Annotated in this window: 14 protein-coding genes and 1 pseudogene; 5 read left to right on the forward strand and 10 right to left on the reverse strand. The window is 44.2% G+C overall.

Annotated elements, in window-relative coordinates:
* Positions 1-56 precede the first annotated feature (56 nt).
* The gene (locus JSY36_RS13535) at positions 57-401 is read left to right on the forward strand and encodes a YflT domain-containing protein (RefSeq protein ID WP_205166787.1); all 345 of its coding nucleotides are present in this window, start codon (positions 57-59) and stop codon (positions 399-401) included.
* Here the strand turns inward: JSY36_RS13535 and JSY36_RS20490 are convergent.
* The 7 genes and pseudogenes from JSY36_RS20490 to JSY36_RS13570 all read right to left on the reverse strand — a co-directional run.
* Positions 323-663, reverse strand: a pseudogene (locus JSY36_RS20490) (transposase); the annotation flags it as partial. The gene JSY36_RS13535 and the pseudogene JSY36_RS20490 sit on opposite strands and share 79 nt — an antisense overlap.
* 305 nt (positions 664-968) lie before the next feature.
* Positions 969-1,436 (reverse strand): hypothetical protein, encoded by a 468-nt coding sequence (locus JSY36_RS13545; RefSeq protein WP_122901770.1) that lies wholly within the window; start codon positions 1,434-1,436, stop codon positions 969-971.
* A gap of 153 nt (positions 1,437-1,589) precedes the next feature.
* The gene (locus tag JSY36_RS13550; RefSeq protein WP_236784865.1) at positions 1,590-2,084 is read right to left on the reverse strand and encodes a spore coat protein; all 495 of its coding nucleotides are present in this window, start codon (positions 2,082-2,084) and stop codon (positions 1,590-1,592) included.
* Positions 2,085-2,154: 70 nt separating this feature from the next.
* Positions 2,155-2,445: a hypothetical protein gene (locus tag JSY36_RS13555; protein WP_205166788.1), complete on the reverse strand. Its 291-nt coding sequence runs from the start codon at positions 2,443-2,445 to the stop codon at positions 2,155-2,157.
* 155 nt (positions 2,446-2,600) lie between these two features.
* On the reverse strand, positions 2,601-3,089 hold the full coding sequence (locus JSY36_RS13560; RefSeq protein ID WP_205166789.1) for a hypothetical protein: 489 nt from the start codon (positions 3,087-3,089) through the stop codon (positions 2,601-2,603).
* Positions 3,090-3,333: 244 nt separating this feature from the next.
* A complete protein-coding gene (locus tag JSY36_RS13565) occupies positions 3,334-3,411 on the reverse strand; it encodes a YjcZ family sporulation protein (RefSeq protein ID WP_122901899.1) in 78 nt (25 codons plus the stop codon).
* Positions 3,412-3,599: 188 nt separating this feature from the next.
* The gene (locus tag JSY36_RS13570; RefSeq protein ID WP_205166790.1) at positions 3,600-3,689 is read right to left on the reverse strand and encodes a YjcZ family sporulation protein; all 90 of its coding nucleotides are present in this window, start codon (positions 3,687-3,689) and stop codon (positions 3,600-3,602) included.
* A gap of 440 nt (positions 3,690-4,129) precedes the next feature.
* Between JSY36_RS13570 and JSY36_RS13575 the strand changes: the two genes are divergently transcribed.
* The 4 genes from JSY36_RS13575 (at position 4,130) to JSY36_RS13590 (ending at position 8,605) form a co-directional block, all read left to right on the forward strand.
* The gene (locus JSY36_RS13575; protein ID WP_205166791.1) at positions 4,130-5,212 is read left to right on the forward strand and encodes an extracellular solute-binding protein; all 1,083 of its coding nucleotides are present in this window, start codon (positions 4,130-4,132) and stop codon (positions 5,210-5,212) included.
* Positions 5,213-5,413: 201 nt separating this feature from the next.
* The gene (locus JSY36_RS13580; protein WP_122901901.1) at positions 5,414-6,406 is read left to right on the forward strand and encodes a LacI family DNA-binding transcriptional regulator; all 993 of its coding nucleotides are present in this window, start codon (positions 5,414-5,416) and stop codon (positions 6,404-6,406) included.
* A 132-nt stretch (positions 6,407-6,538) separates the two neighbouring features.
* A complete protein-coding gene (locus JSY36_RS13585; RefSeq protein WP_122901780.1) occupies positions 6,539-7,942 on the forward strand; it encodes a sucrose-specific PTS transporter subunit IIBC in 1,404 nt (467 codons plus the stop codon).
* A gap of 300 nt (positions 7,943-8,242) precedes the next feature.
* Entirely contained in the window at positions 8,243-8,605 is a 363-nt protein-coding gene (locus JSY36_RS13590) for a helix-turn-helix domain-containing protein (RefSeq protein ID WP_122901781.1), read from the forward strand.
* 370 nt (positions 8,606-8,975) lie between these two features.
* Here the strand turns inward: JSY36_RS13590 and JSY36_RS13595 are convergent, their stop codons facing one another.
* The 3 genes from JSY36_RS13595 to JSY36_RS13605 all read right to left on the reverse strand — a co-directional run bounded on the left by JSY36_RS13595 (position 8,976) and on the right by JSY36_RS13605 (position 12,557).
* The gene (locus JSY36_RS13595) at positions 8,976-10,784 is read right to left on the reverse strand and encodes a BCCT family transporter (protein WP_205166792.1); all 1,809 of its coding nucleotides are present in this window, start codon (positions 10,782-10,784) and stop codon (positions 8,976-8,978) included.
* A gap of 290 nt (positions 10,785-11,074) precedes the next feature.
* Positions 11,075-11,746 (reverse strand): class F sortase, encoded by a 672-nt coding sequence (locus tag JSY36_RS13600; RefSeq protein ID WP_205166793.1) that lies wholly within the window; start codon positions 11,744-11,746, stop codon positions 11,075-11,077.
* A complete protein-coding gene (locus JSY36_RS13605; protein ID WP_236784867.1) occupies positions 11,733-12,557 on the reverse strand; it encodes a DUF4397 domain-containing protein in 825 nt (274 codons plus the stop codon). The genes JSY36_RS13600 and JSY36_RS13605 overlap by 14 nt, the downstream gene beginning before the upstream one ends.
* Between the last annotated feature and the right edge of the window lie 10 nt (positions 12,558-12,567).

The raw sequence follows: 12,567 nt of genomic DNA on the forward strand, positions 1-12,567 counted from the left end.
TGATTGTTTGAAAAAAAGAGGTACCGGGTATTTCAAATTCCAGGAGGCGATATAAGATGGAACCATTATACAAAGAGTTTTACAATGACGAAGAAGTTGTAAGTGCTGTGGAAACGTTAAAAAGTAAAGGGGTAGACGATGATAACGTGTTTATCCTGACACATGACGATGACCGTACTGACCGTGTTGCAGATAACGCAGATGCAAATACAGTCAGCATGAGCCAGCAGGGTTTGGATACATCTGTTAAAAACGTTTTCCGTAAAAAAGGGGACGAGCTTCGTGCCCAATTCGAAGAACTTGGTTTTTCAAGCGACAAAGCTCACACCCTTGAAGAGAAGCTTGACGAAGGAAAAGTGATTGTAGTCGTTAAAGATGCACCAACTGATTTAGTTCTATAAAACAAAAATACAGAAGAGGCTGGGACAAAACAGTCTCTAATTAAGTAAAAAACGGTGCCAATTATCGCTTTTCGATAGTTGGCACCGTTTTGTTGATCTAAAAGGTGTTTGTGAGGCTGTCGGGCGGTGTACTTTCTCAGGTTCACGCCATCAGCGCAAATCCTACTTCGTTTTTCACTTGTTCTTTGCCTCTCACCGACATTCGGGTGAAATGCAAATTAGCCTTCAGAAATCCGAAGACAGGCTCCACATCGATCTGTGGTGACTTAACTTTATCAGAAGGTATCCTTTTTGTGTACACAATTTCAAACTTGATGTTAAATCAGTTGATTGAACAAAAATCACGTAGACGCCTGCGGGAAAGCAAGAGCTGAAGATCCATCGGGGTGATCTTTCCCCGATTAGCTGAAGCCTTGCCCGCGGCAAGCGAGTGTATTTTTGATCAATCAACGCTCATATAAATATTGAAAAAAGAAATGGCTCTCACCAGCGGTGAGGGCCATTCTATTTAGCTGGGTTTTGTCCCAGCGTCGTTTTATTGAAATCTTTTCATCCTGCTCTAATGATCTACAGTTGATTGACCAGCTGTCTGAGAGCACCAAGGTGATAGGCAGAATGTGCAAGAGAGGCCATGACCTGTTCGACCTGCTCTCCGGAAAAATCAATGTGATCAAGAAGGCTGAGATAATTTTCGTATTCCTCACGAAGCTGGCTTTTGAATGCCTGCCAGGTTGCCTCATCAACTTCATGAATTTTCCAGCTTATTCCCCAGTCAACATGACGATCTTCTTTTAAAATATGAGCAGCAGATACTTGCAGGAAATAGAGTGTGTGGTGCACATGAGCGGCGATAGATGCTTCAGAAGAAGGAAGAATCATTGATGCTTCCCGGGCGTTGATTCTCTCAATAGTTCCAAGCAATCCGGTATCAGGTTCGGTATTGGTGAAGAAACTTCCTGACTTAGCCGGACCTTCAAATGTTTCTTTCAGCAACGATCTAGAGGAATCACGAATGGTTAACTGCTCCAATTTCATCACCATCACTCCTTTAAATAAATTGACTCTTTCATTACTTACGGACGGAAGGTGAAAACTCCTGCTTTTATGTAAAAAAACCTTCTAAGCCGTCGGGAAAAGGCGGGCTTGTACCCGGTCGGTCTAAGAAGGTCATTTTGACATACTGTTGAATTAGGCGATGTTAAGCTGGGCGGAGACGAGAATAAGAAGTTGAACGAGAAGCTGGATGTTGATGAGGATTTGAGTGTCTGTAGTAGTAACGTTAACATTTTTTGAGCCTTCAATGATGACTTGCTGGTAGGAGATTTGTTTTGACTTCACAGACTGCATTAAGTCGTCAGTAATTCTTTCCGCTTGATCAGAGTCAGCAACAGAAATGCTGATCAGGATCACAATGGCTGCCTGAAGAGCGGCCTGAAGGTTGACAGCTGCTTTTGTGTCGGTAGTTGTTACAGTAACATCACAGGAGTTGCGCACAACAATAAGCTCTTCAGACAACTGAGTTGTCTTGTTTTGAATGGTGTCGCCGCTACCTTCTTTCTTACAGCAGCTTAGTGGATGAGGTTTCCCACTCATAGGACTCCAGCCACCTCCATAATAGCTGTTGGGAGACTGGGAAAAGCTGCCCCCTACTGGTCTTCCATTATTTACATAGTAACCTTTCATGACTTCACCTCCTTTCATTACCAGAGTATGAAGAGTGAAAAGATTTGCTTGGACAAACTATCCGGTTACTCTATCTATTTTTTCTATTTCTTTTGCGGTAGACATAGGGTTTACTTTCTGTTGTTTCAGAAAAGGGTGGGGGATTGACTTCGGAGGGAGCAGATTTTTGAGGGTTTCCCTGATGGACTTCTTTTTTTTCTGCCTTTTCAACGAACGCTTTTACCTCCTGTTCCATTTCTTTAACAATGGACCGGAGCTTTACTTTTTGTTCCTTTGTAAGGTTTGATTGGACGTTTTTTACACCATGTTTTTTGAATGTCTTTTCTACGAGCATAGCTAGCAGCTTTTTATTGGTTTCCATATGACCGCCTCCTTTCAAATGAAATTCTGGTGACATGATAGTCTATGAAAAGAAAATGAAAGGGTATAGTCAAAACCAACGGCTCATCTTAAATGTGCGAACATCCTGAAAAGCAAAAAAAGAACCTCTCTGGATAGAGAGGAACAATGTATGTGCTAATGCTTCATTTGCAGAGAATGGATACTTTCGCCGATGTAAGAAGAGTACAAGAAACTTGCGACCTCTTTCACATGATTCTCATCATGTTTGCACAGCCCTTCGATGTACTCTAATAATGTGTAGGAAGTCTCCCCCACAGAAAAGGATACAGACAACTCTACTGAGTGCAGTTGTTCGGCGAGTTTAAGGCGGGATACGATAGCTTTATTCAGGAGTGTATGTTTTGGAATGGTTTTAGAGAATTGCTCTGCATCTTTGTTTACTAATTCCACGCGTTTCTTCAAACTGGGCAGGACTTCGCCTTTTTTCATACCAGGAAGCCGCTCCTCGGAAATGATTTGATCCCAGTAGTGAAAATGTGCAACAATTGCAGCTGTTGACCACTTGCCTTCACCTATTGGTTCATAAAACGTTTCATCGTCTATTTGCTTCAGGTGATTAAAAAAAGAAGTCAACTGTTCAAACTTAGAGATAACTGTGTTCATCCAATCCCTCATTCTTTTATAGTGTCCGACTGCATACTGCTTTCCTAATTGTATGAAAATTCCTTTCCAAATGAAAGGAAACTCAATCAATTTGGCTAAAAAGGGCTATAAAAAAGTAGGATAATCCTGAAGAATCAGTATAAGGTATGGGTACTTTTTTCATGTATGGATGCTTTTTTGAGATCCGGGACAATATAAAAAGCCCGCCGGGGGAGCGGGCTTTTTGGGAGGGGAGTCCGGCTGACTAAAAGTTACAAGTGCAGCCTACAATAACAAGCAGTATAAAGATTACAACCACAAAAGCGAATGTGTTATTATACATCTTTTTATCACTCCCTTTTCACCATTTTGAGGGGATCTCCCAAGTCGGCGTCCACTTGAGAGTTAAAGGAATACCACGAATGTCTGGTTTTGCAAGGTTGTCGTCATTTACCTGATACACACAAAGTAAGCAAAGGAGGTTGCTTTAGGTTTGGGTGGCAAGTGGAGTTGGGGGGCCGGAGCTTACTCTTAACCGTTAAAGCAAGAGCAGCCGATGATTACTAAAAGAATGAACAGCACAAGAATTAAAGCGAAGCCGCTTCCGTTGTAGTAGCTCATGTTTTCTCCTCCTTGTTTGTTTATTTGAGAAGTACCTTACCTCTCACTGATAAACTATGTGCAAAGAGGAAAAGAGACTGGACAAGTGATGGAGGTAATATGCCTGTTTTTTTCAGATTGGGCTGTTAATCAAGTGATTTATGGTGGTGTGTGGAGTTAGCGCTTTATTAATGTCCCGTCGTTTATACCTGTGAGGACTAAGCTGTTTTCGTATAGATTGTTGCTTTTACCAAGTAAATTCCGCTACAGGCGGACGCTTTCCGCGGGCATCACCGCCTTTCGCTCCATCATTAATATTGACAAAGCAATAATGTTTCCGAAAACAGCTTTTTAAAAAAGTTTTTTATAAAAAAGTAATTGACAATGATTCTCAATCGCCTTATCATTAGAGTTGCGAGATTGATAATCATTATCACTACATACACATAGGAGGAAGCATAATGAAGAAGTGGTTTATGACAGGGTCAATGGCCCTTATGGCTCTTGGGATTGCGGCTTGCGGTTCTGATAATGAAGAGGGATCTGCAGATGGAGATAACGGATCTGAGGATGACGCAGCTGTTGAGGAAACAGGAGAACTGGTTGTTTATTCATCCCGTAACGAGACTTTTGTTAACGAACTTCTGGCAAAGTTTGAAGAAGATACAGGCATTGAAGTTCAGGCATTTCACGGTGATGATAATGCAATCAACCGTTTGAAGACAGAGGCAGAAGCTGGAAATATCTCGGCAGACATCTTCATTTCCAACGATGTTGGTGCCCTGGAGCACTTGAAAATGGAAGGACTCCTTCAGGAATCAGATCCTGAGAATATCGAATCAATTGATGAAAACTACCGGGCTGACGATAACTCCTGGTTTGCCCTTTCGGCCCGTACACGTGTATTAATGTACAACAAGGACCTTATCTCAGAGGACGAGATGCCGCAAAACATCTGGGATCTTACGGATGAGCAGTATGCAGACGAATTTGCCATTACCCGCGGTGGTAACGGTGGAATGATCGGTCATGTGTCGGCTCTCCGTCAGGAATGGGGAGACGAAAAAACAAGTGAATGGCTGGAGGCAATCAGTGAAAATGCTGGCACCATCCTTGAAGGACACGGAGACATCCGCCGTGCTGTCGGCTCCGGAGAATTCAAATTCGGTCTTGTAAACAACTACTATTATCACCAGCAGCTTCAAGAGCCAACGGACAATAACGTAGGTGTCATCTATCCCGACCAGGGAGATGATGAAATGGGAGCGGTTGTAAACGCAGCAGGTATTGGTTATATTGCTGACAACCCAAACCAGCACAGCGCTGAAGTTTTCCTGGACTGGATCCTTGAAAACGAAAACCAGCGTGAGTTCTCATATAACTCTCTTGAAGTACCGATTAACCCTGAAGTAGAAGCGGTTGAAGGTGCAGCATCCATTGATGATTACAAAACCCATGACATGCCGCTGAGTCAGCTTGGTGAGGTGTGGGAAGATACACGTACCTTGATTGAGCAGTCAGGACTCGATCTGGAAATCCGCTAGACAATTGAAGTGACATTTCTATTCCCCCTTTTAAAACAGGCAGCCATCCGGCTGCCTGTTTTGTTTGCTTTCCGTACAAAGGGGGGGAACGGCAGGAAAAGCAGGCTTCATCTAAAGTCCTGGTCCGGACGAGCCCTATGAGACCTTTATTTACTATTTACAGGAGAGTGGCTATAATGGGTGCAGAATGAGGTGAAAGAGATGGTTACGATTTTGGATATTGCAAAGCTTGCAGATGTGTCCAGAACGACAGTGTCAAGAGTCCTCAACGACTCGGGATATGTAAGTGAGAAAGCGAGATCCCGGGTTCTCGAAGCGATTGAGCAGACGGGATACATTCCAAGCGAACAGGCGAAATCCCTGCGGACAAAAAAAACGAAGGTTATCGGCGTGATCCTGCCGAAGATCAGTACGGAAACAGCGAGCAGAGTGGTGAATGGGATTGACGATATTTTAAGAGAAAAGGGATACCAGATTCTTTTATCCAATGCAAACCTTCAGGTAGACAAGGAAATTGAACAGATGAAGCTTCTTGAGAGCAGACGGGTTGATGGGATCATCCTCCTGGCTACGAATATCCAACAGAAACTTCTCAGTGCCATAAAGGAATTGAAGGTTCCCCTCGTTGCACTCGGCCAGGATATCCCGGATGTCCCGTCAGTCGTTTATGATGATTATCACGCAGCGAAAGACCTTACGAATGCCATTATTGACCGGGGTCATAAACGAATCGGTTTCATCGGGGTCCCGGAAACAGACCGTGCTGTCGGATATCTCAGGAAAGAAGGCTACCTCGATGCTATGAATGAAAAAGGTCTGGCTGTTGAGAAGTCTTGGATTCAAAAAGGGAAGTTTGACATTGAATCAGGCAGGCGTGCGATGAAAAGGATCCTTTCTGAGAGCAAGGAGGTACCCACAGCCACTTTTGCCGTAACAGACCGTCTGGCCATAGGTGCCATGGAGTTTTTAAAAGAACAGCATATTTCTGTCCCTGACGAAATGGCTATGGCCGGTATAGGCGCATCTGAAATTTCCTCGTATATTACGCCTCCCCTGACTACAGTGGATTACAATAATGAAAATGCGGGAATGGAAACTGCAAAGCTGCTCCTTGAAAAAATTAACGGTAATGCAGGTAAAATGAGAAAATTATCGATGGACTATAGACTTATGATAAGAGATAGTTTAAGATAATTTATGGAATCGATTACATTAATCGCTTCCATTGCTTTTAATCATTGTGGAATCGATTCCATAATGCACATACTTCCTGAATGGAACATAAAGAATTGGACATAATTTCAATGAGAGGAAAGGGGTTTAACCATGTCAGAAAATCGTAAAATTGCAGAAGAACTGATTGAAGCGATCGGCGGAAAAGAAAACATTGATTCCGTTGCTCACTGTGCTACGCGGTTGCGCATCATGGTCAATGATAAGGAAAAGATTGATCAGAAAAGAGTAGAAGAGATTGATAAGGTCAAGGGAGCTTTCTATAACTCCGGTCAGTACCAGGTTATTTTCGGTACAGGAACAGTCAACAGAATTCACGAAGAGGTCATAAACCTCGGTGCTTCCGAGTCTTCCAAAGGGGAGCAGAAAGAGCAGCAGAAAAAGCAGGGGAATGCTTTCCAGCGGGCAATCCGTACGTTTGGTGATGTGTTTGTACCGATTATCCCGGTTCTTGTTGCAACAGGTTTATTTATGGGTCTTCGCGGCCTGCTTACCCAGGAAGAAATCCTGGCTGTTTTTGGCCTGGCACCTGAAGATATTTCGGAAAACTTTCTGTTATTCACACAAGTATTAACAGACACTGCATTTGCCTTTCTGCCGGCGCTTGTAGCCTGGTCGGCGTTCAGAGTATTCGGAGGAAGTCCGATCATCGGTATTGTCCTTGGTCTGATGCTTGTGAGTCCGGCACTTCCTAACGCCTGGGATGTTGCGGAGAACCCGGATCTTGCATTAGAATTCCTCGGCTTTATCCCGGTTATCGGATATCAAGGGTCTGTACTTCCAGCCTTCATTGCCGGTTTTGTAGGTGCGAAGCTTGAGAGATGGATTCGAAAGCGTGTACCGGAAGCACTGGACTTGATTCTTACACCTTTCCTGACGTTACTGATTATGATCACACTTGCTCTGTTTATTATCGGACCTGTCTTCCACGCAGTGGAAGCTGCAGTTATGGCAGCAACGACAGCACTGTTGAACATGCCGTTCGGTATCAGTGGTCTGATCATTGGTGGACTTCACCAGATTATCGTTATTACAGGTGTGCACCACATCTTTAACTTCCTTGAAATTCAGTTGTTAAACGAGCTTGCAGAAAACCCGTTTAACGCTATTATCTCCTGTGCGATTGCCGCACAGGGTGCAGCTGCGCTGGCAGTAGGGTTAAAAACAAAATCCAAGAAACTTAAAGCGTTGGCACTGCCGTCATCATTCTCCGCTTTCCTGGGTATTACCGAGCCTGCAATCTTCGGTGTAAACCTTCGATATATGAAACCTTTTATTATGGGTCTTGTAGGCGGAGCGGCAGGAGGATTCTTCGCCTCACTTGTAGGACTGGCTGGTTCAGGAATGGCTGTAACCGTTATACCGGGAACACTTCTCTACCTGGGGCCTGAGATCTTCTTCTACCTCCTTGCAAACCTTATTGCAGCAGGTGTTGCGTTCACACTGACGTATCTATTTGGCTTTACCGATAAAATGAAAGAAGAAATGGATAGCTAAGTGTAAAATGCTAAGGTGTCTCGAAAAGTCTGCCACAGACTTCGAGGCACCTTTTTCTTTGTTTTACTGCCCGGTCAGTTGGGATGATTAAATGGATGGGAAGGCTAATGTTCACAGTGTTTTATACAAAATTATGGAAATAAAAGTATGGGCAAAGAGGGAAGAGGACATCCTGCTAAAGAATGTTCTTTTTATAACATTCAGTTTCCTATATCGAACAATAAAGGATAGACAAATCGTATTTTGTTCGATATAATGAACCAAATCAAATGTTCGAGCTAAGGCGGTGAATAGATACGCATGGGAGAAGTCGGAAATCGTATAAAAAAATATCGTCTCAGAAAAGGCTACTCAATATCACGACTGGCTGAAGAGAGCGGAATAGCGAAATCTTATATCAGCTTCCTGGAGCGTGATCAACGTAAGAATCCATCCGTAGAGACGTTGAAGAAACTTTCCAAAGTACTGAAGATTCCACTTGAACTGTTAATGGTAGACGAAGAGAGAGAATCGATTCTTGAAGTATTGGACGACGAGTGGCTCGGACTTATCAAGGAAGCAAAAGAGAGCGGTGTGAGTAAAGAAGAGGTAAGAAACTACATCAGGTTTATTCAGTATAACAAATGGCACGACAACAAAGATTCCAAAAATCCGGAAAAGTAACACCCCCTTAAAACGAAAGTGTAAAGGGGGTGTATTTTTATTTTTTTTGCCCGGTTAATAATGAAAAATAAATGATATTGCCGAATTGTGCTCTGTTGAATAAACGTTTGTTTAAACAGGAAATATTCGACTCTTATAAGCATCAAATGTTAAAAAGCACTGTGTTTTACCAAGTGCCGGAGTTCTAATTATCTGGTTTGAGATATGACGGCTCAATGTTAAGAATTCATGGGTGAATATTAACAATTTCCGGAATTTCCGGATTTATGTTAAGGATTCCAGCTCTCCCGGAAGAAATCAAACACGACTCTTTGTGCACCTGTACACGCACAAAAAGACCCCATCCTGAATGGATGGAGACACCTTTTTGCTATTTTTTATCTTCAGGATCAACGTCCGGTTTCTTCGGTTCGCTCTCAGGCGTTTCAAGCTCTCCGTTTAACTGGTCGCCCAGATCTTCCCGAAGATCTTCGTAGACACGTTCTTTAAATTCTTCGTATACTTCTTCTTTTATATCATCGTATACTTCTTCTTTAATGTCTTCATACATGTCTTCTTTCAGGTCTTCATAGACACGGTCTTTCATGTTGTCATGCATGTCACCGTATACTTCTTCTTTTACGCGCTTAGTCTGACGTTTGGATCGTCGTTTCTGTTCCACTTTTATGTCCCGTCCCATCATGATCAATAACGAGAAGATCATAACAACCATAATGATTGCAAATGGGAGGGCTGCCACAATGGAGGCGGTTTGCAGGCCTTCCAATCCGCCGCTGATTAAGAGCACACTTGCTGTCCCGGCAATCAGGAAGCCCCAGATTACTTTTACGGAAAGGCGTGGCTCAAGGCTGCCGTTACTTGTCATTGCACCAAGGACATACGAAGCGGAATCTGCTGATGTAATAAAGAAGATCAGAATCAGCAGTACAGCCAGGGCACTCATAATCATTCCCAAAGGCAACTCACCTAATGTTGCGAAAAGAGCTACCTCTACATTATCAAGGACGAGGTCACCGAGCTGGTCGTTACCGCCGATAATCATATCCAATGCCGTTCCGCCGAAAGCGGTGAACCAGATTGCTCCTAGTAAAGAAGGAACAATTAACACCCCGGCAACAAACTCACGGATTGTACGTCCGCGGGAGATTCTTGCGATGAAAATACCCATAAACGGAGCCCAGGAAATATGCCATGCCCAGAAGAAAATCGTATAGGTCCCAAGCCATTCACCTTCTCCGAAAGGATCAAGATCGAGACTCATTTGCGTTACATTTGCTAAGTATCCACCTATTGTCGTTACAACGCTTTCGGCGATGAAAAGTGTTGGTCCCATTGCAATGACAAAGATGAGCAGGATCGCTGCGATTGTTAAGTTGATTATACTTAAAATACGGATTCCTTTGTTTACTCCGGTAGCAGCGGAGAAAATAAACAAAATCGTTACAATAAAGATAATCACAAAGTTAGTAAATCCGGTATTGGGAATCGCACCGTCGGTTAAGTATGAGAGTCCCCCTGTAATTTGCATGGCACTTAAACCAAATGTTGTCGCAACCCCTGTTGAAGTAGCGAGTACAGCCAGCGTATCGATACCTTTTCCAAACGCTCCTTGTGTTCGGTCTCCTAACAGAGGCTGGAAGGCAGAGCTGATAAGTGCAGGCTGATCTTTTCTAAACTGTACATAACCAAGTGTCAGAGCAACCAGAGAGAAAATGGCCCAAGGATGGAGTGCCCAGTGAAAAACCGCATAGCGCAGGCCTGCATCAGCCTGAGAGGCCATGTCTGCATTTGCAAAATCCGGGTGGGGATCCAGATAGTAAAGAGCGGGCTCTGCCACACCCCAGAAAACAAATCCTACACCGATACCGGCTGAGAAAAGCATGCCGATCCAGGTGTAAAAACTATATTCAGGTCTCTCATCAGGTTTTCCAAGCCTCAGTCTTCCAAACGGACTAATGGCTAAAAAGAGTACAAAAGCGATGAAAAAGGCTGTGGAAAGCATGTAGAACCAGCCGAAGTTATCGAGTGTAAAGCCTAAGGCCTCCCCTGAAAATGCGTCCAGTGACGCCGGACCAAGGGCACCCCATAATACGAAAAGGGCTACCAATGTTGCTGAGATGTAGAAAACAATACTAGGTTTCTTCGTTTCGTATTGGTATTTGCTCACATTTAGGTTCATCCGGAACCTTTCTCCGGATGGTCCTCCTTTCAAAATTCTGAAGTAATGACGATATCAAACAATTGCGATTCCGTAAAGAAAGATGCATAAAAAATCCTTATTCCTACTTTCCCCTAAACTTTAGAAATCAAACTAATTGATTGGCAGGGAAGGGGATGGGCGTTACAGGAAAATAGATTTACAAAGTCACTGAGTGGATTAAAACCCCAAAATAAAAAAGCCCTGTGAACCAGTTGACAGGCGGGGGCTAATCAACGTACTGTTCACAGGGCCTATTTGGTTACCCGGATTCAGGACTGTTTCAGTTCTGTATAAACAACCAGGCGCTCACGGTGGGTACGCTGTTCCCGGTCAAATTCCCCGGTACACGTTATCAGGTTCAAACGCTGGCTGTTTGTGTAGCCGAAAATCTGTTTGAGAGGTGCATTTTCATAGGGGTAACTCTCCATCATTTTCACTTCAAAAACGAGAATCTCATCTTTCCCGTAAACAATGATTTCATCACCTACATTCAGGTCTTTTAAATCAAAGAAAACAGCGGGGCCGGTGTAGTCATCCACGTGCCCGGCCAGAACCGCGTTGCCACGGGCACCGGGTTTAGCTCCACGGTTGTACCAGCCGACGGTTTCGCCATCATCAGGCACGTCCATGCCCCCTGTTTCTGTGAGACCAAGAGACTCAATATCAGCAGTTATATTTAAAGAAGGAATTTCAATTGAAGCAGGCTCAATGCCGGTGACTGCAACACTTTGAACAGGCTCCGCACCTTCAGGGTCCTCGCTTTGTTCGGGCGTTTCAGCAGGTTGGACAAGCTGTTCCTCTTCTTCGCTCTGTTCAGTGGCTTCTGCTTCGGGAAAAGAGGAAACCCCCTCTCCAGTTTCTCCAGAAGAAGGGTCCCCGGTTCCACACGCTGTTATCAATGCGAGGAGAACAGCGAAGGGAAAGAGTTTATTGATTTTCAACGGCCGGTCTGCGGAAGAAGAAGAACAAAGCACCAGATGCGAGAAGAACAATCAGCATACCGGCTGCCATGTAGCTTGAGCTCTGGTCAGCTGTTCCACCCATACCTGTTGCAGGCATTTCAGAAGGCATAGCGTCGTGGGAAGGATCAGCCAGTATGATTGTGTCCAGTCCAGGTTCACCATCAGCAAAGCCTACAGCAAGAACTGTGTAAAGCATGTCGCCTTCAAGCTCTGTACCAGGCAGTTCAAGAACAACATCTTCTGTTCCGGCTACACGTACGTCAAGGTCAGCAGTCATTGGCTCAACCTCTTCGTAACCTGTTACAGATGGGAACTCGGCACCGGCGAACAATACGTCACCGCCAGCTGTTACGTCAACAGCAGGTGCATCAGGAGATAAGTGGCCTACGCGTACCCAGGCCATTCCTTCAGAAGAAGATGTTTCGTCTTCAATGACATGAAGGTCAAGGTTTTCTAAGGTATTGATTGCAGCAACTGTGTAAGCCTGTCCTGCAGCAACTTCCAGCGTCGCTTCGATTACAGGCTCATCATGTTCACCAGCAGGATATATGGCAACATCGTGCTCACCTGCAGGGAGCTCTAAGTAATCCGTAGCGTCTTTGAATGCAGCACCTTCGACAGCAACATCACCGTTTACTGTAACATCAACAGCCGGTGCATCAGGGGAGGCGTGTACAATTCGTACCCAGGCATCATCATCTCCATGATCATCAGCAAGAGCTGTTACCGAAAAAATTGAAAAGACCATTACACCAGCCAGCATTGACGTCATTAAACGTTTTAACTTCAAAAGAACCACT

Origin of the sequence: Alteribacter salitolerans (genome assembly GCF_016901055.1) — a bacterium.
In the GTDB taxonomy this organism is placed as follows: domain Bacteria; phylum Bacillota; class Bacilli; order Bacillales; family Salisediminibacteriaceae; genus Alteribacter; species Alteribacter keqinensis.

Bases quoted from the DNA above. Each gene is read 5' to 3' on its own strand.
- JSY36_RS13535 (WP_205166787.1), top strand. From the start codon at position 57: ATGGAACCATTATACAAAGAGTTTTACAATGACGAAGAAGTTGTAAGT.
- JSY36_RS13565 (WP_122901899.1), bottom strand. From the start codon at position 3,411: ATGTATAATAACACATTCGCTTTTGTGGTTGTAATCTTTATACTGCTT.
- JSY36_RS13570 (WP_205166790.1), bottom strand. From the start codon at position 3,689: ATGAGCTACTACAACGGAAGCGGCTTCGCTTTAATTCTTGTGCTGTTC.
- JSY36_RS13555 (WP_205166788.1), bottom strand. From the start codon at position 2,445: ATGGAAACCAATAAAAAGCTGCTAGCTATGCTCGTAGAAAAGACATTC.
- JSY36_RS13545 (WP_122901770.1), bottom strand. From the start codon at position 1,436: ATGAAATTGGAGCAGTTAACCATTCGTGATTCCTCTAGATCGTTGCTG.
- JSY36_RS13560 (WP_205166789.1), bottom strand. From the start codon at position 3,089: ATGAACACAGTTATCTCTAAGTTTGAACAGTTGACTTCTTTTTTTAAT.
- JSY36_RS13550 (WP_236784865.1), bottom strand. From the start codon at position 2,084: ATGAAAGGTTACTATGTAAATAATGGAAGACCAGTAGGGGGCAGCTTT.
- JSY36_RS13585 (WP_122901780.1), top strand. From the start codon at position 6,539: ATGTCAGAAAATCGTAAAATTGCAGAAGAACTGATTGAAGCGATCGGC.
- JSY36_RS13590 (WP_122901781.1), top strand. From the start codon at position 8,243: ATGGGAGAAGTCGGAAATCGTATAAAAAAATATCGTCTCAGAAAAGGC.
- JSY36_RS13580 (WP_122901901.1), top strand. From the start codon at position 5,414: ATGGTTACGATTTTGGATATTGCAAAGCTTGCAGATGTGTCCAGAACG.
- JSY36_RS13595 (WP_205166792.1), bottom strand. From the start codon at position 10,784: ATGAACCTAAATGTGAGCAAATACCAATACGAAACGAAGAAACCTAGT.
- JSY36_RS13575 (WP_205166791.1), top strand. From the start codon at position 4,130: ATGAAGAAGTGGTTTATGACAGGGTCAATGGCCCTTATGGCTCTTGGG.